Below are 18,130 nucleotides of genomic sequence, written 5' to 3'. Positions count from 1 at the left end.
AGATAAAAGGGCGGGCGTCCATTCTACGACGCCCGCCGATTACACCGGTTTCGCCTGGCGCACGTACTTATCCAGCCAGGCGTTGGTCTCATACAGCATATGCAGGATCGATTCGCGCGCCCGATAGGCGTGCGACTCCTTAGGCAGCATCACCAGCCGCGCCGTCCCGCCCAGTCCTTTGATCGCCTGGAACATGCGCTCGCTCTGTAATGGGAAGGTGCCGGAATTGCTGTCCTCCTCGCCGTGGATCAACAGCATCGCATCCTTGATCTTGTCGGCGTTATTAAACGGCGACATCGCCTGGTACACGTCCGGCGCCTGCCAGAACGGCCGCTCCTCCGACTGGAAGCCGAATGGCGTCAAGGTGCGGTTGTAAGCGCCGCTGCGCGCAATCCCGGCCCGGAACAAGCGCGTATGCGCCAGCAGGTTACCGGTCATGAAGGCCCCATACGAATGCCCGCCGATGGCGATGCGATGGCGGTCGGCCACGCCGCGCCGCACCACCTCGTCCACCGCTGCCTGCGCGTCCGCCACCAGCTGCGGCAGATAGGTGTCGTTGGGCTCCTCCTCGCCGCTGCCGATGATCGGGAACGACGGATTGTCCAGCACCGCATACCCCATCGCCAGGAACGCCGCCGGCCCCCAGTAACTGACCGAATTGAAACGGTATGGCGAACCGGTGGTCTGGCTGGCCGCGCCGGCCGACTTGAACTCCTGCGGGTAGGCCCACATCAGCAGCGGCAGCGGGCCGTCGCGCTCCTGCTCATAACCCGGCGGCAGCATCAGGGTGGCCGTCAGCTCGACGCCGTCGTTGCGCGGATAGCGGATCTGCTCCTTGCGCACATCCTTCAACTGCGGCGTCGGATGCGGATAGTCGGTCAGCGCGCGCAGCTGCTTGTCGGCCGGCTTGGTCAGGTCGCGCAGATAGTAATTGGGTCGCTCGGTAGGCGACTCGCGCGTCGTCATCAACAAGGTGCCGTCGTCGTTGAGCACCGCCGCCACGTTTTCGAAGTACGGCGCCTCGCTCTGGAACAACCGCGTTTTCTGCTTGGTCGTCAGGCTTAGGCGGTCGATGAAGGGCCGGTCGCCTTCCGGCGTGGCCCCGGCGCCATCTAGCAGGATGGTGGTGCCAGGCCCGATCAGCAGACGCGGAAAACCGGTGGCGTCGGCGCGCATGACCGGCGAGCCGGGACTGCTGTAGCGGTCCTCGTAGGAGCCGGCGTAAATCAGTTCCGGCGGTGTCGACAAATGGCCGGGCGCGATCATCCACTGCTTGTAGTCGCGCGCCTTGTGCCAGCGCTCGTTGATCAGCGCGACATCCTCCCTGCCCCAGGCGATGCCGGCGTAGCGCATCGTCAGCCGCGCCAGCACCTTGGGCGGTTCGGCGAACGGCGCCGCATGCAGGTACACCAGGTCGCGGATGCCGTCGACCACCGCACGCGCCGGATCGCCGCCGTCCTGCGCCTCGGCCCACACCAGCGACGCGGGCGCGTCGGCCCGCCACGACACGTGGCGCACGCCATCGGACACGGCGTCGTTCCCCGGCGGCAGGCCCTCCTCCAGCGGCAGGGTGGCCACCGTGTGCAGCAATTCGCCATCGAGGTTGCGCACATCGACACGCTCGCCGAAGCTGTTGGCCGGCACGATGTACGAGTATGGCCGCGTGATGCTCTGCGTGAGCAGATACTCGCCGCCCGGCGCGATCGAGGTGCGCGAATACTGGCCGGGCGCGCCGATCATGCGTCCCTTGCCGTGCAGGTCGAGCAGCACCATCTGCACCGTGACATAGTGCTCGAACAGGCGGGCGTCGTCCTCGTTCTTGAGCAAGTCCTGATAGGTGCGCAGCTGGCGCATGGCGCCATCGGCCTCGCTGTCCTGCTGGATCGGACCGGACGGAATGCCGGTCGATTGCGGCGCCTTGCCCATGCCGGTGGGACGCCAGTGCACCAGCAGGCCGCTGCTGTCGGGCAGCCAGTTGAAGCCGCGCGTGAGCACCGCCGACAGCGGCTGCGCCGACAGCCGGCCGGCCTTGCGGGCGGCGATATCGACCAGCCACAGTTCGACCGCGCCGCGCTCGCCCTTGAAGGCCATGTGCGTGAAGGCCAGGTAGCGCTGGTCCGGCGACCAGGCCAGGTCCGACAGGCGCAGGCCGCGCGGCAGGCCGCGGATGCGGGTTTCCTTCTGCGTGGCGATATCGAGCAGCGCCAGATCGGTGCCGAACGAGAAGCGCGAGGACGAGCATGTGCGCGGATTGATGCGCAGGCCGGCCAGTTTGAGCTCAGGCTGCGCCACTTCGGCGATGCCCGGCAAGGGCGGTGTTTGAACCACGGCGGCGAGGTCGCGTTGGGGACTGAGACTGAGCGCCGGGGCGCGCGGCGCATCGACGATGGCCTGCAGGGCGGCTGGCGGCAAACGGTAGCCGCCTTCCTGCGCGCCGGCCTGCGGCGAGGCGGCCATCAAACCTAAATTCAGGGGCAGCATGGGAATCTGTTTGTTCATGGATGTCCTTTCGGTCCAGAATCGCGGGGCTGCTGCGGTATTGCTGTAGTTCAGTGTGCTTATGCTCAACGCGAATGTCAATGCGCGCAGCAATGTGGTGACAATCAGTCGTGACAATCTGTAACGTCATGCTGCAACGCCGCACAGAAGATTGAAGTGCGGCGCTGCGCTGGGACCTGCTCTGCTCTCCCTTCCCGCTCTCGCGTACAATCGCAGTTCTTCGAATCACGCGGTTGGATAGATTATGGAAATGACGACGCTGACGTTGCTACTGCTGGTACCACTGGCGGTGTGGCGTATTTACTCCCGGCTGAAAAAAATGATGGTGCGCACCAAGTCCGAACTGTGGCGCCATTACGCGATGGCGAGCGCGATGTCCGTGGTGCTTCTAGTAATGTTGGGCCTGCTGATCGGCAAGTGGATCGCCCTCGGCGCGCTGGTCGCCGGCGCCGTCGTCGGCGTGCTGCTCGGCTACCGCAACCTGCGCCTGACGCGCCTGGAGAACAAGCCGGACGGCTTCTTCTACACGCCGGACCGCCGCATTCCGCTGCTGGTGACGATGCTGTTCGTCAGCCGCCTGATCTTCCGCCTGTTCGAAGCGTACCTGCACATGCACGACGGCCTGCCGCTGGACCCGGACTTCCTGGGCAACCCCATCACGGCGGTGCTGGTCGGCCTGCTGGCCGGCTACTACGCCACCTACAGCCTGCTGCTGGTGCGTTGGCATAAAAGCCAGAAGCCGCTGCCACGCCCGATCGACATCTTCGATATCAAATAGGCACGCAATCGTCTCATCGCGGCAAAAATTAACTATGCAGCAGCAATTATTTGCTGTAAAACGATAATTTTTAACGGAGGCGATGATGAAGACAGGTTTTGCCCGGGCCCTGCTGTGGGCGTGCATAGGCGTGCAAGCGGTGATGTTCGTGCTGGCGTGGACGGATTTCGAATCAGCCCTGGGCGCGATTGCCGTACAGCTGACCGACACCGGCATCAGCACCGCCGCCAAGCTGGCGATGACGCCGGCGCAGCGGGCGGTCGGCGCGGCGGTCGGGCTGCCCGCGCTCGTGGTGCTCACGTATGGATTGTGGCGCCTGGACCGCCTGCTGCTCAATTTCCACCGGCTCGACCTGTTCACCGCCGAGTCCATCGGCCACCTGCGCATGTTCGCCGGCGCCACCTTGCTGGCGACCGGCCTGTCCATCCTCGAACTGCCGGTCCGCGCGCTGGCCTTATGCGCGATGCAAAGCGGCCAATGCGAGGTTGTGATGAAGTTCAATTCCGAGCAGCTGATGATGATGCTGGTGTGCGCTCTGTTCTACCTGATCACGCGGCTGATGCAGGAAGGCCGCCGTCTGGCGGAGGAAAACGAAAGCTTCATCTGATGGCGATACTGATCAATCTCGACCTGATGCTGGCGCGGCGCAAGATCAAATCGCGCGAGCTGGCGGCCTATGTCGGCATCACGGAACAGAACCTGTCGCTGCTCAAGTCGGGCAAGGTCAAGGGCATCCGTTTCGCCACGCTGGAGAAGATCTGCGAACGGCTCGAATGCCAGCCCGGCGACATCCTCGAGTGGACGCCGGACGATGGCGCGGCCGGTGATGACGGCGATGAAAGCGTATAAAAATGCCACGCCTTTTAAACGACAGTGCTATCGTTATGCTGCGGGGCGGGATGCAAAGGGTGATATCCTGAAGTATCCGCACAGCAATAATTCGCATAGCTATGAACACGTCCATCTACGACAAGACCGCCAAGGGCAAGGAGGAGATCGCCACGCGCAAGTATCAGCTTGCGCCGCGTCTGCGCACCTTGCTGGTCCTGATCGATGGCCGGCGCACGGAGGAAGAACTGCTGCGCAACGTCGCGGGGCTGGGCCTGGGCGCGAGCGCGCTGGCGGAATTGCTGGAGCATGGCTACATCGTGGTGGCGACCAGCTACGTGGCGCTGGCCGAAGAACCCGCGCTGGCCGAATTGTCATTGGCCGAACCGGCACCGGCGGCGCAGTCGCAGGCCCAGCAGTTTGCGCAAACGGCGCAGATCGCGCAGTTCCAGTCGATTTATGATTTCTACAACAAGACCATCAAGAACACCATCGGCCTGCGCGGCTTCACCTTGCAGTTGAAGGTGGAAAAAGCCAGCAGCGTGGCCGAGCTGCGCGAACTGCGCCACCCCTATATCGAGGCGGTGCAGAAGGCGCGCGGCAGCGAAACCGCCGCCGCCCTCGCCCGCCAGCTCGATCAGCTGTTGGGCATTACGACCACTTAAGCCACCTTGGCGGCGCCGTCGGTCCGGCGCTGCAGCACGAAGATCGGCTGCGCCCACTCAGTATCCTTCTTCTTTTTACTCGTGATGAGCGTCAGTTCGGAAGGATCGTAGACGTCCGTGTTGTGCGTCAGCGGGGTCGTCATCAGGTACTGGGCGTCGGTATTCTTCAGGAACTCACCGACCAGCTGGATGTTACGGATATCCAGGTGGGCGAACGGTTCGTCGATGAACACGAAGCCGCCGGAGCCGTCTTCCGACTTCAGCAAACCAATCAGCAGCACCAGCGATTTCATCACCTGCTGGCCGCCGGACGCTTCGCCGTCGTTCATGCCGATGATGCCCTTGCCGTCGAACTTGAAGCGCACGTGCAGGCCGGCCTGCGCCAGCTGCACGTCGTCGTTCTCCAGGCGCACCGGATCGGAGTGCACCTCGATGCCCGCCAGCTCGCCCAGCTCCTTGATGTTCTTGGAGTAGGTCTTGATGGTGTAGCGCAGCCGCTCCATGTAGGCGCCCCGGGCGTTGCCGGTGGCCTCGATGGCGCGGTTGTTCTGGTAGCGGCGCTCCTCGGTCTCGGACTGGCGGCCGCTGAGCTGGTCGTTCAGGCGCTGGTACTGGTCGATGACCGTCGCATCCAGTTCCCAGTCGCTGCGCGCCAGGCTGGCCTCCAGGCTGTGGATGCGCAGGTTGACCTGGTGCGCATTCTGGTGGTCTTTGACCAGGCGCAGGCGGCGTTCCGGACGGCGCCAGCTTTTCGGCAGATGGCGCCACGACTTGCGCAACGCCAGCAAGGCGCGCGCGTGATCGGCGCGCTGCTCGATCTGACGCTTGTTGTTGAGGCGCATGCCGGCTTCCGCTTCCGACAGGGCGAAGCGCGCGTTCTGCCACGTCGTGTCGGCGCGGGTGCGCGTGACGACGGCGTTCTTGATCAGGTTTTGCAGCTCGCCCAGGCGTGTGCCGACTTCGGTGCGTTCTTCCTTCAACGGCACGGCGTTGCGCGCGGCCTCGTCGAATTCGTCCTGGCGCGCGGCCAGTTCCTTGGCGGCGTCGACGCCGGCCAGGCGGGTTTTCAGCGCGCTGATTTCCGACGCCAGCTTCGAGACGATCAACGTCAGCGCATCCTCCTGCGCCTCCAGCGCCGGCAGCGATCGTTGGATCGCTTCCATACGCTGCGTGCGGCCGGCGGAACCGAAGCGGTAGCGCGAGACTTCCACGAACAGCGAGCGGCCGCCGCGGCGTTCGCGGTGGTAGGCGTCAGGCGTGATCCACTCTTCGTGGTTGCCCAACTTGGCACCGGCATCGACGGTGTCCACGCGCGTGATGCGCGACAGCTGTTCCACCAGCCAGGCCGGAACCTTGGCCGAGAACTTCACCACCGACATCAGGCTGTCGTCCTTGACGGTCGGCGCATTGACCAGGTCCGGCACGATGAAGTGGCGATAGCGTTCTTTCTCCGCCAGGCGGTAGGCCGCCGAGGCGTCGCTGGATTTATCCAGCAGCACCACCGAGGCATAGCCGCCAAGGACGCCCTCGATCGCGCCCTGCCAGCGCGCATCCGTCACCTCGACGATGTCGGACAGCATGGCGTGGCCGATGCCGGCGTCGTTCAGCGCGCGGCGCATGGTGCGCTGGGCTTCCGGCTCCGGCATCGCGGTCTTGCCCTGCAACGCCGAGATGGTCGACAGCTCGCCGGCGATCTTCGACGCGATGGCGTCGCGCGCGTTGCGCTGGCGCGCCAGCTCGATTTCCTTTTCCTGCAGCTGCTGCGCCACTTCGGCCAAATCGGCGCCGGAATCGGCGGCCAGCTTTTGCAGGCGCACCTTCTGTTCCAGCAGGCTGTCGAGCGGTTTCAGTTTGCCGTTGATGTGCGTCAGGCGCGTTTGCAGCGACGTCGATTCCTGCTCCAGCACCGTCTCGTGCTGCTGCGCGTCGGTCAGGGCTTTCGCCTGCGCGGCCAGCTGGTTGCGCTTGTCGGTGATCTGCTGGTCTGCCTGCATCAGCGGCTTGCGCGCCTCGCGCAGCTGGCGGCTCACGTTGCCGTGCTTTTCGCGCGCCTCGTGGTATTCCAGCGTGGGCAGCACTTCTTCCTGCAGGTTGCGGCGTTCCTTGTTCAGGTCTTCCCACTGGTGGTAATTGGCCACGCGCAGGCGCAGGCCTTCCAGGTTGGTCTTGGAAGCTTCCAGTTCGGTTTCGAAGCGTTTCAGTTCGACTTCGGTGTCGCGCTGGTGGCGCTTGGCTTCGTCGTACGCGTCCAGCACTTCCTTGTCGCCGAAGACCTGGAACACCAGGTCGAGCAACTGGCGCGGCGCGTATTCGCACAGCTTGTCGGTTTCGCCCTGCTCGAGCGCCAGCACTTTGGCCATCGCCGGCGACAGGCCGGCGTTGGCCAGGCGCTTGCGGTAGTTCTCGACGCCGAGCCAGTCGTTGCCGGCTTCGCCGATGTCTTCGATCTGCACGTTACCGGGACGCATAAGGTACTGGCGCTTCCAGTCGCCGCCGTTCTTCTGGATCTGGCAGAACAGCGTGACTTCGTCGTCGCTGAAAAAGCCGGAGCTGCGGAACGGACGGTTCGACAGCTGCTTGCCGACGTTCTTGTTGTCGACCACGGCGCGCAGCCAGGCGGTCTGCTGGCCGCTGTGGCGCGCGTAGTGCTTGTAGGTGCGGCCCATCGAGCAATCGAGGCCGAACAAGGTGCGCAGCGCGTCGAGCAAGGTGGTCTTGCCGGAGCCGTTCTGGCCGGCGATGGTGATGATCTTGGCGTCCAGCGGGATGTTCTTGATGCGCTGCCAGTAATCCCAGTGGACCAGTTCTAACGATTTGATGTGAAACATGGTTTAGTCCTTGGTGGGCAGGTCGGTGTCGTCGGCTGGCGCGTCGGAAGGCGAAGCGTCGGGCAGGCTGTCGGCCGGGATGTCGAACGCCGGCACGATGTCGTCTTCAACTTCTTCGGCCGCCTGCTCCGCTGCCGGTTCGTCGTCGTCGACGGCGATCGGCGGCGTGCGGCGGGGCACCGGAATGACCTGTGCCGGCGAGCGTTTAAAGACGTCGGCCAGCGCACCGTTGATGATGCGCTCCTTCAGCTGGTCGGTGTCCATCATCAGGTCCAGCAGCGGGCCTTCGACGATGACGTCGCCGCGACGCTCGATGAAACCCAACTTGGCGAGGATGCCGAGGTTCATATCGAGGCGGGTCTTCTTGCCCAACTTGTCGCCGAAGTCGGCCAGCAGCGCCTTGTAGGCGATGCCGATCGAGGTGTCCTCGGCGCGGGGCAGCGGCTTCTCGATGCCGAACATGTCGTTCTGTTCGTCGTCCGCGTGCTGGTGGGTCTCCTGGCGTTCGCGCTTGGGCAGGATGATCTGCGCCCACAGCACGACCAGCAGGGCCACGCCATCGCGCGACAGGCCGAAGTTATTGTTTTGCCAGACGTCGCGCGCGCCGAAGATCTTCGGTTCGATGGCACGGTGCAGCGCCAGGGTCACGTGGTCGGCGTAGACGTTGTCGAGCAGTTTGAGGCCGGTCGCCAGCAGGCGCGCGTCCACTTCGGCGCGGAACAACTCGTCCGACAGCACGCGCTTGACCAGTTTGTCGTCGCGGCGCAGGTGTTGATGCGTCAGCAGGCGCGCGATCAGGATTTGGGAATCGTCATTCATCGGACTTGTCGCCTTCCGGTTTCAAAGAAAGTGAGAGGGAGGCCAGGGACATCGCCGCCACGTGCAAATCGGGCAGCTGCACCATTTCGTCGCAGGGGTTGAAGGTGACCGGCAGGCGTGCCAGGTCGCCGGTGGCGCCCTGCAGGCGCGCTTCGTCGGCGTCGCCCAGCAGCGGCAGCAGCGAGGCGCGGTAGGACGCCACGGCGAAGGTCGCCGGCAGCAGCGAATCCTGCACCGGGATCGATGGCGCGGGCTCGCCGGCGGCGGGCGCCGGCAACTTGGCCAGGGTGGCGAAGTCGGACAGGCGCGAGAGCCATTCGTCGAGCTCCTGCTGCATCGCCGGGCCGTCGCTGATGGTGGTCGGCGCGTCCTCGCCGGACGGCAGGCCGCCGGAAACGGCGCTAACGGCGCGGTCGGCCAGCAGCTCGGTCTCGGCGACGTCGATCATTTCGGCCGGGGTGATAAACAGCGGCACGACCGGCTGGTCGATGGCGCCTTCGGCCAGCGAGGCCAGGTCTTCGTGCAGCAGCAGCCAGCGCTTGATGTCGGTGGTCGACAGGCCGGACTGGCCCAGGTGAACGCGCTGGCGCTCGATCTGGTTCAGGGCGCGCGAGAACATGCCCTGCATGTTGAGCAGCGCCGATTGCGCGCGGCCGATGGCCTGCGCCGCGCGGTGGGTGGCGCTGTCGGCGTTTTCGTCGGACAGGATGGCGCGCAGGATCTCGGAGCCCTTCTCGACCCAGTCGCAGGCCATGTGCCACTTGGCCTGCGAGGCGCGCAGGCGGAACTCGGAGCCGGAGGCGATGGCGTCGGAGAATTCCTCGGTCAGTTCGACCAGGCGGCCCAGCAAATGCTGCAGCTGGTCGACGGTGACGCCGCCCATCACCTGGGCGCCGGCCACCTGCGACAGCAGGTAGCCCATGTCGGCCGGATCTTCTTCCTTGCCCATGGCCAGCAGCGCGTCGATCGCCGACAGCACGTTGCGCGCCATCGGCGTGACGCGGTAGACGGCGTGCTGCGCGTCCCAGGCCAGCAGCTGGTTGGTACGCAGGCGCATCAGCACCGTCTCCAGGCTCTCGGGGAGCAGATAGGCCAGGCGGGTGTTGATGTCGGCGCGGCTGAAGCTGGCCGACGCGGTGTCGGAGGCCAGCTCACGCAGCACCAGCAGGCGCACCAGCACGCCGTCGAAACCGCCATGGAACAGCGCCGTAAACACCTGCAGCAGCGGCTGCGCGCGTTTCAGGTGGTAGACCTGCTCGATTTCGTCGGCCGAGATGTTCGGCTTGAAGTGCGCCTGGAGGCTGTTTTGCGTGTCTTGCTGGTCCAGCGCCGGATCGGACGCGGACTCACTTGTTATAGGTTCAATCATTCTCTGCCATTCTGGTCGCAACGCGATTGCAAATCGTGCAACAAAGCATCATCATCGCGGGGGCGTCAGTATAGCAGGCGGGCGGGGTCGGGTCCGCCATTTGTATACGGCCCCGGGCACACGGGGCCACACACATAATTATTTCTTGGCAACTTTATCCAGGGTCTGGTCGACGAAGTCGCCGTCGGCGTCCTTGAACACCACCCGCACCGGGTACCAGTCCATCGACGGCGCCAGCCACAGGTCGACCTGCGAGCCCTTGTCGTCGTCGAGCGGCTGGCGCACCAGGTGGACGGCGCTGACCTCGCCGCCGCCGGTCTGCACCGGCTCGACGTTGGCGACCTTGAAGCTCCACTGCTCGGCATTGCGGCGGCCGGCGACAAAGTAAGCCCACTCGCTGCCCGGCTTGAACTTGTCCGGCGCGGCCCGCGCCTGCGAGGCGATCTGCCACTGGATGCTGGCGCGATCCTGCTCGCCGCCCTTGATCGGGTAGGTCTCGTCGCCGACGCTGAAGCTGATGGTCTTGGTGTCGCGCTTGAAGCTGGTGGTGTTGGCCTCCTTGCGGAAGCGCTTTTCATAGAACGCTACCGGCGCCAGGCCGTAGTCGTCGATCAGCCCTTCGCTGCGCGTTTCGAGGATCTTGCCGAAGATGGCGGCGCGGCTTTCCACCGCCAGCGAGTACTTGCCGTCGCCGACGCGCCATTGCACGACCGCCGTGCCGTTGATCGTCAGCCCGTGCTGTTTGGCCGTGATGTTGTAGTTCAGGTCCGCCGACGGCGGTTCGCTGTGCGCCCGCTTGGCGCTCGGATGGGCGCCGGGGGCGTCGCCGGCCGCGCGGGCGCTCATGGCGCCGGCGGACAATGCCAGCAGCACGGCGGCGCCCAGCAGGCGAATGGTTAGGGTTTTTTGCATGTTATTTTCCGGGGTCTGTCATCGTAATATTGGAGACGGTCTGCGTGGTCAGCGCGCCGCTCGCTTCAGTGTTGCGCATCTGGACCGGGTACCAGTTCATGCCCGGCGCCAGCCATATGTCCAGCCGCGACGAATACGTGCCCGGCTTGGGCGGGCGCGTCAGGTGCCAGGTGACCAGCTTGCCCATCTTGGTGTTCAATTCTTCCTCGCCGACCAGCTGGAAGCGGAAGATCGTCGCCTCCTTCTCGTCGCCCACCTGCAGGTCGATGTCGCCGCCTAGCTGGTTGACGTCGGCGCGGCCGATGCCGCCCAGTTGGAACGGCACCGTCGCCTTGTCCTGCGCGCCGGTCAGCAGCGGATAGCTGCGCTCGGACGCCGAGAACGTGATCGTGCCCTGGTCGCGGTTGAAGTGGGTCGCGGTCTCCGCCCTGCGCGTGCGCTTTTCGGTGACCCTGACGGGGGCGATGCCGTAGTCGTCGATGACGCCTTCGCTGCGCAGCACCAACAAGTTGACGCGCGTCACCAACAGGCTGACGCCGGCTTCGAGCGAGGCGTCGTAACGGCTGCCGTCAGTATGCCACGTCATCGACGCGGAGCCCGTCCATTTGGTGCCGTCGGCGTCCACCCGCGCCACCGCCATGTCGAACTTGGCCGACGGCGGCAGATGCACTTTGTAACGCCGCCCGCCCTGCGGCGCGGCCTCGGCCGGCACGGCCGGCGCCGGCGTCGGCGCCTCGGCGGGTGCCGGCGGCGTGCCGGTTTGCGCCTGCGCCGCCCCGGCCTGGGCCTTCCCATCCTTGCCGCCGGCCGGCGCGCCGTCACCGCCGCTTTCGGTCGAAGGAGCGTCGGCCAGCACCGGAGTGGCGGCGATGGCGGTCAGCGCGTCGTTGGCCGGCGCCGATTCCGGCGGTGGCGGCAGTGCCCTGGGCGGCGGCGCGCGCTTGACGCGGGGACGCGGCGCATCCTGCGGCGTGAGCGGCTTGACGTCGACCAGCGGCGCGCTCTCGACGCGCTTGGGCAAGGTCAGTCGCAATTGCGCCGTCATCACCGACGGTGGATGGGGCGAAGTACGCGGCGCGGAGGAGCCGAGGTGATTGCCCGCCCAGTCGATCGCCGCGAAATGCAGTGCCAGGGTGGCCGCGCATACGACCAGCAGGCGTCGGCGTTGAAAGAGGTAGGAAACAATCGTCATGCCGCTAGTTTAACGTGTTCGGACAAAGCCATCGCTTCGCCGCCTCGCGCCGATGGAAATGTTGTCAAAATCTTTTTGAATGCGGCCCGGATATCTGCTACGCTGAATGCTAAAACCACAGGAGACAGTTATGGCCAATACGCAGATGCCGCACATCCCAGGCGCCGGAGTGATGACGGATACTTTAGATTTTGTCAAAAACCTGTGGGGCAGCATGAGCGTGCCCGGTTTGACGGCGCCGACGCTGTCGGTCGAGGAACTGGATAAGAAGATCAACGATCTGAAGGCCGTCGAGGCCTGGTTGAACCTCAATATGAGCATGCTGCGCGGTAGCATCCAGGCGCTCGAAGTGCAGCGCGGGACCATCGCCACGCTCAAATCCGTCGGCGCCAGCCTGGCCGCCGCCGTCAACACGGGCGCCAACGACAAGTCGATCTTCGACGCCAACCCGTACGCGTCGGCCTTCTTCCACCACGCCCGCGAGGCCGACAAGGCGCCCGCCAGCACGCCGTCATGGCCGCCGGCGCCATCGGCCGCCCCGGCATCGGCTCCCGCTCCCGCTACGGCGCAGCAAGCCGCGCCCAAGGCGCCGGACGCCGCGCCGCCGTCCAAGCCGGTCCCGGACGCCGCCGCCCAGATGCCCAATCCGGCCGTGTGGTGGAATCTGCTGCAGGATCAATTCAAGCAGGCCGTATCGACGGCGATGGCGTCCGAGTCGATGATGGCCGATGCCGCCGCGCGCGCCACCGATACGGCGGTCAAATTCGCCACCGCCGCCACGGCCGCCGGCAAGCCCGCCGCTGCGGACGCTGGCGCCAGCACCACGAAAACCGCCAGCGCCGCACCGGCCGCCGACCCTGCTGCCGTCAAGCCGGCCCCGAAAAAGGCACCGGCCAAAACCGCATCGCCGAAGGCCGGCAAGCCCGGCGCCGAAAAACCTTAATCAGACCACGGCGAGCCCGCGTTCGGCGCCCGGCCTCAGGCCAGGCGCTGGATGCGGATGGCGTCGATCATGCCGTCTTCCTGGCGCTGCACTTTTTCGATATCGATCAAGCCCTCTTCCTCGAGCAGCTTGGCGCTGTCGTGGGCGGACTGAAAACTGTCGAGGGTATCTCCCTTGGCTGCGACCGGCCGTATCCAGGCCACGCTGCCCACTTTCATCTTCGTATACACTTCTTTTGCGATATCACGCATATTGTTTTGCCCTTTATTTCAAGGCGCAGACAGGGCTGCGCCGCGATTCAGTGTAATCATTAGGTGACCCATAAACAAGTTGGGTGTTGCGCCCATCCGTCACCGGCATCAGTCGGGAACCGCGCCGTTGGCGGCCTCGTACTCGCTCGCCGCTGCCGCCGCCACGACGCCGGACACCGGCGCCAGCATCGCCAGCTGCTCCATCAGCTGCGCGAACCGCAACTGGCCCGGGGCGATCGCGTCAACATGCATCAACACCCCGATCGCCTCCTCCGCCAGCTCGCGCACATAGCCAGTTTGGTGCAGTTGCGAGATCAGGATCTGCGCCGAATTAAACAGAATGCGCATATTGTGCGGCAGCGCCTTGCGCGCCACGCGCATCCATTCGACCGCCTCGATCAACTTACCGGTCTTCCACAGCAGCACGCCCTTGTTCATCATGTCGGCCGCCTCCTGGCGCGAGGCCTTGATCAACTCGATGCCCTCGTCGCCCATGCGCGCCTTGTCGAAGATCTTCTGCACATCCTCGAGCAGCGGCGCGTTGTCATGGTTGTTGCGCGCCACGTAGCACAGCAAGGTCACCGGCGCGTCCTTGACGCCGACGGCGAACAGCAACGTCGCCATATCGAGGCAGGTGGTGCTGTCCGGGCGCTGCTTGGTGTCGTCGGCCAGCATCGCCTCCAGTTCGTCGCCGGATTTGCGCGCGCGACGATAGTCGCCGCTCTCGTGGTAGACCAGGCCCTCGGTGATCTTGGCGCGCAAGGTGACCTGGTCGCCGCCGAATTGATGGACCGCCGCGTTCAGCAACCGTATCGCTTCCTTGGTGTCGTTCTTCTGGCCGCACACGCGCGCCAGGCCGAAATACGCGTCGACCGTCTTGGCCACCGAGTACTCGCCCATCTCTATGCATTTGCGGAAGGCTTTTTCCGCCACCGGGATATTTCCCAGCTTGAGCGCCGTCTGGCCGAACGCGCGCTGGCGCGGCACCGAATTGGGCGACAGCTTGGCGGCTTTTTCCAGCACGCCGAAGGCTTCCTCGTGCTTGCCCTGCTGCTGGTACGTCAGCGCCAGCTGGTCGAAGGCGTCGATGTAAAAGCGGTTGTCGGCGATCACCGCCTGGAACATCTGCTGCGCCGCTTCCAGCTCGCCGGCGCTCATGCGGATCTTCCCCAGGCCGCAGCGCGCCCAGTTGTAGTCGCGCTCCTCGAGCACCTTCTCGTACACGGCGCGCGCCTGTTCCGGCACGCCGCTTTTGAGCAGCAAGGTGGCCTTCATCCGCTGCAGGTCGATCTCGTGCAGTGGATAGAGCGCGATCTGTTCCTCGCACAGGCGCGCCGCGCGCAGGTAGTCCTTGTCGGCGAAAGCCTGGTCGATCTCGCGGAAGATCTGCTTCTTGTTCCACACGCGGTTCAGGCGCGTCAACAAAACGCCCTCGGTGATCGGCTTGATGATGTAGGCGTCCGGTTGGTGCTCGGCCGCGCCCATCACCGACTCCACGCTTTTCTCGGCCGAGACCATCAGCCACACGCTGCTGGGCAGCATCAGGTTGCGCAGGCGCGCCTCCTCCAGCACCTGCTGGCCGTTCTTGCCGTCGCCGAGGTTGTAGTCGCACATGACGACGTCATAGCGCGTCTTCGACAGGAGCACGATCGCCTCGCCGCCGCTGGCCGCCTGGTCGATATGCTTGGCGCCGAGGTTGCGCAGCGATTCGCGCAGCAACTGGCGGATGCCGACAAAATCGTCGACCAGCAGATAGCGCTTCTCGGCCCAATCGATGTCGCCGCTGGTTGGGGTTTCCGCGTTCATGGAAGCCGCAGGACGAAGCAGCCGCCGCCAAGCGCGCCGCCGTTTTCCAGGGCGATGCCGCCATGGCGCTGGCGATGCTTGTGCATCTTCGCCACTTCGCTGGAAAAGTACAGACCGAGGCCGCTGCTGTTGCTGAGGAAGTTGACCTTGCTGCCGCCGGACTTCATGGCTTCGGCGCCGGTCTCCAGGATCGCCGGCGGGAAGCCGTCGCCGTTGTCCTCCACGCGCAGCTCCAGGTAGTCGCCATCGATTTTGACGGCCAGACGGATGCGGTCGCGCGTGTAGCGGATGGCGTTGTTGATGGCGTGGACCAGCACACCGATGATCAGGTCCTCGTCGAAGGTCCAGATGGCGTCCGCCGGAAAATCGACATCGAGCGTGACGCCGCGCGATTGCAGCAGGATGCGCGCCTGGCCCTTGACCTGGTCGACCAACTCGCTGACGCGGTGGGCGGCGGGATCGAACGGATAACCGGGTTTGCCCACCTCCTTGTACAACGCTAGCAACTGGATCAGGTTGTCGTTGAGGCGGCGGGTCTGGTACAGCATCTGGCCCAGCTGCCCGTATTGGGGCTGATCCGCGACGGCGGAAGGAGGCGGCGCGGAGGCCGGGGCAGAGGCGGCGATCAGGTTCTCCAGCGTGCCGCTGAGGACGCTGATCGAGTTCTTCATGTCGTGCACCGTCGACGCCAGGAACATCAACAACTCTGGCGATCCCTCGTAGTGCTGCGCTTGGTCTTCGTCCATTGTGCGGTGCTCGCGCCCGGTTCAAAGGGTGATTATATCCTGCGGGATATAGCCAAGCCAACGCCGGGATGGCTTGTGTGCGCAGGAAATTTGCGCCAACGCAACGCCGGTGTGGCGGCGGGATCACTGGCTGCGACGGCGTTCCTTGAGCAGGAAGCGGCCCGGATCGAGCGCGGCCACCAGGCTCGCCTCCAGCGGAGGCGGCCCGTTCTCCAGTTGACTGACCAGCAACTCGGCCATCAACGGCGCCCAGATCAAGCCGCGCGAGGCGTAGCCGAGCAGTCCATACAGGCCGGGATGGCGCGGCACGTCACGCAGGCGCTCCAGGCGCCCGGCGGCGCCGTGGTCGGGCAAGGCGCCGCACAGCGGCAGGCGGTCCGGCGCGGCGCAGCGGAATCCGACCCGCCCGGCCAGCGGCGCGCTCGCCGCCAGCGCCGCCACCGCCCCGCCCGGGACGATCTCCGCCAGCCGGGTGAGATTTTCCAGTTGGCTGCTGGTGCGCAGGAACGGATCGTCATCGTTGTCGTAAGTCGCGCCGGCGCAGACGATGCCGTTGGCGGCCGGCGTCACATACGCCTCGCGGCAGACCACCAGCGGCAGCCGGGGCGCGCCCTGCGAACCGGGTGCGTCGAGCGCCAGGTGGGTGACCTGGCCGCGCAGCGCCGACAACGGCAGCAGCGACGCCTGCGCGATGTCGGCGGCGCCGGTGCCGTTGGCCAGGATCAGCGTGGGCGCCTGAGCAATCGACACGCCGTCCGCGCCGATCACGTGCCACTCGCCGTCGATCCTGCGCAACGCCAGCGCCTGCGTGTGGAACACGCGGCGCAAGCGTTCGCCGCAAGCGTTCAACATGGCTTCGCACAGCGACGCCGGACGCGCCCAGCCGCCCTGCTCGAACAACCAACCGCCGTGCGGCGTCTCGCCGTCCAGCACGCGGCCGGCGTCTTCGGCCGCCAGCCAGCGCGCATACGCCGGCGGATAGTCCCACGCCGCCAGAACGTCTTGCTGCACCTTCGCATGCGCGGCGTCGCGCGCCAGTTGCAGCACGCCGCAATCGGCGCCGTCGAAGGCCTTGCCTATCCCGCCGAGTCGCCGCCACTCGCGCAGCGCGAACAGATAGGCGGCGCGGCTCAAGCGGGTCGGGATATTGTCGTCCTTCGACAGCAGCGGCATGAAGATGCCGGCCAGGTTGCCCGATGCTTCCTGTGCCGGCAGCGCGTGCCGTTCGATCAGCGTGACTTCCCAACCTTTGGCGCACAGGCGATGGCACGCCGAGGACCCTGCCAGGCCGGCGCCGATGACGATCGCGCGCCGCTCCGGTTGCGGCGGTGCGGGGGGCTGCGGCTTGCGGCTTCGATAGACCGCGCCGACATCGCGCGAGTCGGCGACGGCGTGACAGGCGAAACCGGCCGCCGTTAGCGCCCACACCAGCGGCTCGTCCGGCGCGTGCGCGTGTAGCGCCGCTCCCGGCGCGGCCAGCTTTGCCAGGCCGCGCGCGAAGCTGGAGATAAAAGCCGGCTCGCAAGGGGAAACCTGGAATTCGTCGACCCGTGCTTCGATTTGCGGCAGCACGGCGTCGAGCGCGCCGACCAGCAGATCGAGCGTGACGCGGCCGTCATCGAGCACGATGCGGTGGAAGCCCGGCAGGTTCAGCGGCCAGTTGGCGCGCAGCCGCGCATCGGCAATGCGCGCGGCGTCCTGCAGCTGCGGCGTGACGGCCAGATAGTGCAGCGTTGCGCCCCCCGGCGTAGCGGCCCGCGCCCATGCGGCCAGGAAGCGCGCGCCATCGGCGAAGTCCGTATCGAGGACGACGCGCCGTGGTGCGTTCGCCGTCGTCACTTGCGCCGCTTCCTGCAGAAGCACGCGGGATCATGATCGTCGACCATGCCGATGCCCTGCATGTAGGCGTAGACGATGGTGGAGCCGACGAACTTGAATCCCAGCTTGGCCAGGTCCTTGGAGATGCGGTCCGACAGCTCCGTCTTGCTGGCGCGCGGGCCGTCGCCGGACACGATGGGCTTGCCGCCCACATAAGCCCACAGCAGTTGATCGAGGCTGCCGCCGCCGGCGCGCAAGCGCAGGTACGCCTGCGCGTTGGTGATCGCCGCCGCCACCTTCAGCTTGTTGCGCACGATGCCGGGATCGGCCAGCAGCGCCGCCACCTTGTCGGCGTCGTAGGCGGCGATCTTCTCCGCGTCCCACTGGTCGAAGGCGGCGCGGTAGGTCTCGCGTTTATTGAGGATGGTCTCCCAGCTCAGGCCCGCCTGCGCGCCCTCCAGATTGAGCATCTCGAACAGGCGCGTCTCGTCATGGCAAGGCACGCCCCATTCCGTGTCGTGGTAGTGCAGGTAAAGGGGATTGACAGGGTTGGCCCAGCCGCAGCGGATTTTGGTCATCGCATCGAGATCGAAGGTCGTCGGGAGGGGAAGTATAGCAACCGGAAGGCATCGCGGGCGAGCGGGTTAGAATGGGGGTCTTCATCGACCATGGCGAC

The 18,130-nt window shown here is 65.7% G+C and carries 16 protein-coding genes; 5 read left to right on the top strand and 11 right to left on the bottom strand.

Going from position 1 to position 18,130, the window contains the following annotated elements; translation table 11 throughout:
* Positions 1–39 precede the first annotated feature (39 nt).
* Positions 40–2,499, bottom strand: a complete 2,460-nt coding sequence (locus NHH88_04850; GenBank protein ID USX15130.1) for a prolyl oligopeptidase family serine peptidase — start codon at positions 2,497–2,499, stop codon at positions 40–42.
* A gap of 244 nt (positions 2,500–2,743) precedes the next feature.
* On the opposite strand from NHH88_04850, the gene NHH88_04845 reads away from it, so the two are divergent.
* The 4 genes from NHH88_04845 to NHH88_04830 all read left to right on the top strand — a co-directional run bounded on the left by NHH88_04845 (position 2,744) and on the right by NHH88_04830 (position 4,770).
* Positions 2,744–3,277 (top strand): hypothetical protein, encoded by a 534-nt coding sequence (locus NHH88_04845; GenBank protein ID USX15129.1) that lies wholly within the window; start codon positions 2,744–2,746, stop codon positions 3,275–3,277.
* An 85-nt stretch (positions 3,278–3,362) separates the two neighbouring features.
* Complete coding sequence (locus tag NHH88_04840) at positions 3,363–3,884, top strand: DUF2975 domain-containing protein (GenBank protein USX15128.1); 522 nt, start codon at positions 3,363–3,365, stop codon at positions 3,882–3,884.
* Positions 3,884–4,126 carry a helix-turn-helix transcriptional regulator gene (locus NHH88_04835; protein USX15127.1) on the top strand — a complete coding sequence of 81 codons (243 nt, stop codon included), beginning with the start codon at positions 3,884–3,886 and terminating at the stop codon, positions 4,124–4,126. The genes NHH88_04840 and NHH88_04835 overlap by 1 nt, the downstream gene beginning before the upstream one ends.
* Positions 4,127–4,227: 101 nt before the next feature.
* The gene (locus tag NHH88_04830) at positions 4,228–4,770 is read left to right on the top strand and encodes a hypothetical protein (protein ID USX15126.1); all 543 of its coding nucleotides are present in this window, start codon (positions 4,228–4,230) and stop codon (positions 4,768–4,770) included.
* Here the strand turns inward: NHH88_04830 and NHH88_04825 are convergent.
* The 5 genes from NHH88_04825 to NHH88_04805 all read right to left on the bottom strand — a co-directional run bounded on the left by NHH88_04825 (position 4,767) and on the right by NHH88_04805 (position 11,890).
* On the bottom strand, positions 4,767–7,598 hold the full coding sequence (locus NHH88_04825) for a chromosome segregation protein SMC (GenBank protein ID USX15125.1): 2,832 nt from the start codon (positions 7,596–7,598) through the stop codon (positions 4,767–4,769). The two genes, NHH88_04830 and NHH88_04825, sit on opposite strands and share 4 nt — an antisense overlap.
* A gap of 3 nt (positions 7,599–7,601) precedes the next feature.
* Entirely contained in the window at positions 7,602–8,417 is an 816-nt protein-coding gene (locus tag NHH88_04820) for a hypothetical protein (GenBank protein ID USX15124.1), read from the bottom strand.
* Positions 8,410–9,786 carry a hypothetical protein gene (locus tag NHH88_04815; protein USX15123.1) on the bottom strand — a complete coding sequence of 459 codons (1,377 nt, stop codon included), beginning with the start codon at positions 9,784–9,786 and terminating at the stop codon, positions 8,410–8,412. The genes NHH88_04820 and NHH88_04815 overlap by 8 nt, the downstream gene beginning before the upstream one ends.
* 138 nt (positions 9,787–9,924) lie before the next feature.
* Positions 9,925–10,698, bottom strand: a complete 774-nt coding sequence (locus NHH88_04810; protein ID USX15122.1) for a DUF3108 domain-containing protein — start codon at positions 10,696–10,698, stop codon at positions 9,925–9,927.
* A gap of 1 nt (position 10,699) precedes the next feature.
* Positions 10,700–11,890, bottom strand: coding sequence for a DUF3108 domain-containing protein (locus tag NHH88_04805; GenBank protein USX15121.1), 1,191 nt, complete (start codon positions 11,888–11,890; stop codon positions 10,700–10,702).
* A 172-nt stretch (positions 11,891–12,062) separates the two neighbouring features.
* Between NHH88_04805 and NHH88_04800 the strand changes: the two genes are divergently transcribed.
* Positions 12,063–12,833, top strand: a complete 771-nt coding sequence (locus tag NHH88_04800) for a hypothetical protein (GenBank protein USX15120.1) — start codon at positions 12,063–12,065, stop codon at positions 12,831–12,833.
* A 35-nt stretch (positions 12,834–12,868) separates the two neighbouring features.
* On the opposite strand, the gene NHH88_04795 is transcribed toward NHH88_04800, so the two are convergent.
* From NHH88_04795 to NHH88_04775, 5 genes are all read right to left on the bottom strand, one after another.
* The gene (locus NHH88_04795) at positions 12,869–13,084 is read right to left on the bottom strand and encodes a hypothetical protein (GenBank protein USX15119.1); all 216 of its coding nucleotides are present in this window, start codon (positions 13,082–13,084) and stop codon (positions 12,869–12,871) included.
* 108 nt (positions 13,085–13,192) lie between these two features.
* Positions 13,193–14,890: a response regulator gene (locus tag NHH88_04790; protein USX15118.1), complete on the bottom strand. Its 1,698-nt coding sequence runs from the start codon at positions 14,888–14,890 to the stop codon at positions 13,193–13,195.
* Positions 14,887–15,636 (bottom strand): HAMP domain-containing histidine kinase, encoded by a 750-nt coding sequence (locus NHH88_04785; protein USX15117.1) that lies wholly within the window; start codon positions 15,634–15,636, stop codon positions 14,887–14,889. The genes NHH88_04790 and NHH88_04785 overlap by 4 nt, the downstream gene beginning before the upstream one ends.
* A gap of 123 nt (positions 15,637–15,759) precedes the next feature.
* A complete protein-coding gene (mnmC, locus tag NHH88_04780) occupies positions 15,760–17,499 on the bottom strand; it encodes an FAD-dependent 5-carboxymethylaminomethyl-2-thiouridine(34) oxidoreductase MnmC (GenBank protein USX15116.1) in 1,740 nt (579 codons plus the stop codon).
* Entirely contained in the window at positions 17,472–18,032 is a 561-nt protein-coding gene (locus tag NHH88_04775; protein ID USX15115.1) for a DNA-3-methyladenine glycosylase I, read from the bottom strand. Before NHH88_04775 ends, mnmC begins: the two co-directional genes overlap by 28 nt.
* Positions 18,033–18,130 lie beyond the last annotated feature (98 nt).

Source organism: Oxalobacteraceae bacterium OTU3CAMAD1, assembly GCA_024123915.1.
Taxonomy (GTDB): domain Bacteria; phylum Pseudomonadota; class Gammaproteobacteria; order Burkholderiales; family Burkholderiaceae_D; genus Rugamonas.
Note: the sequence above shows the minus strand (reverse complement) of the source record. Positions and strands in the feature narration are given on the sequence as shown.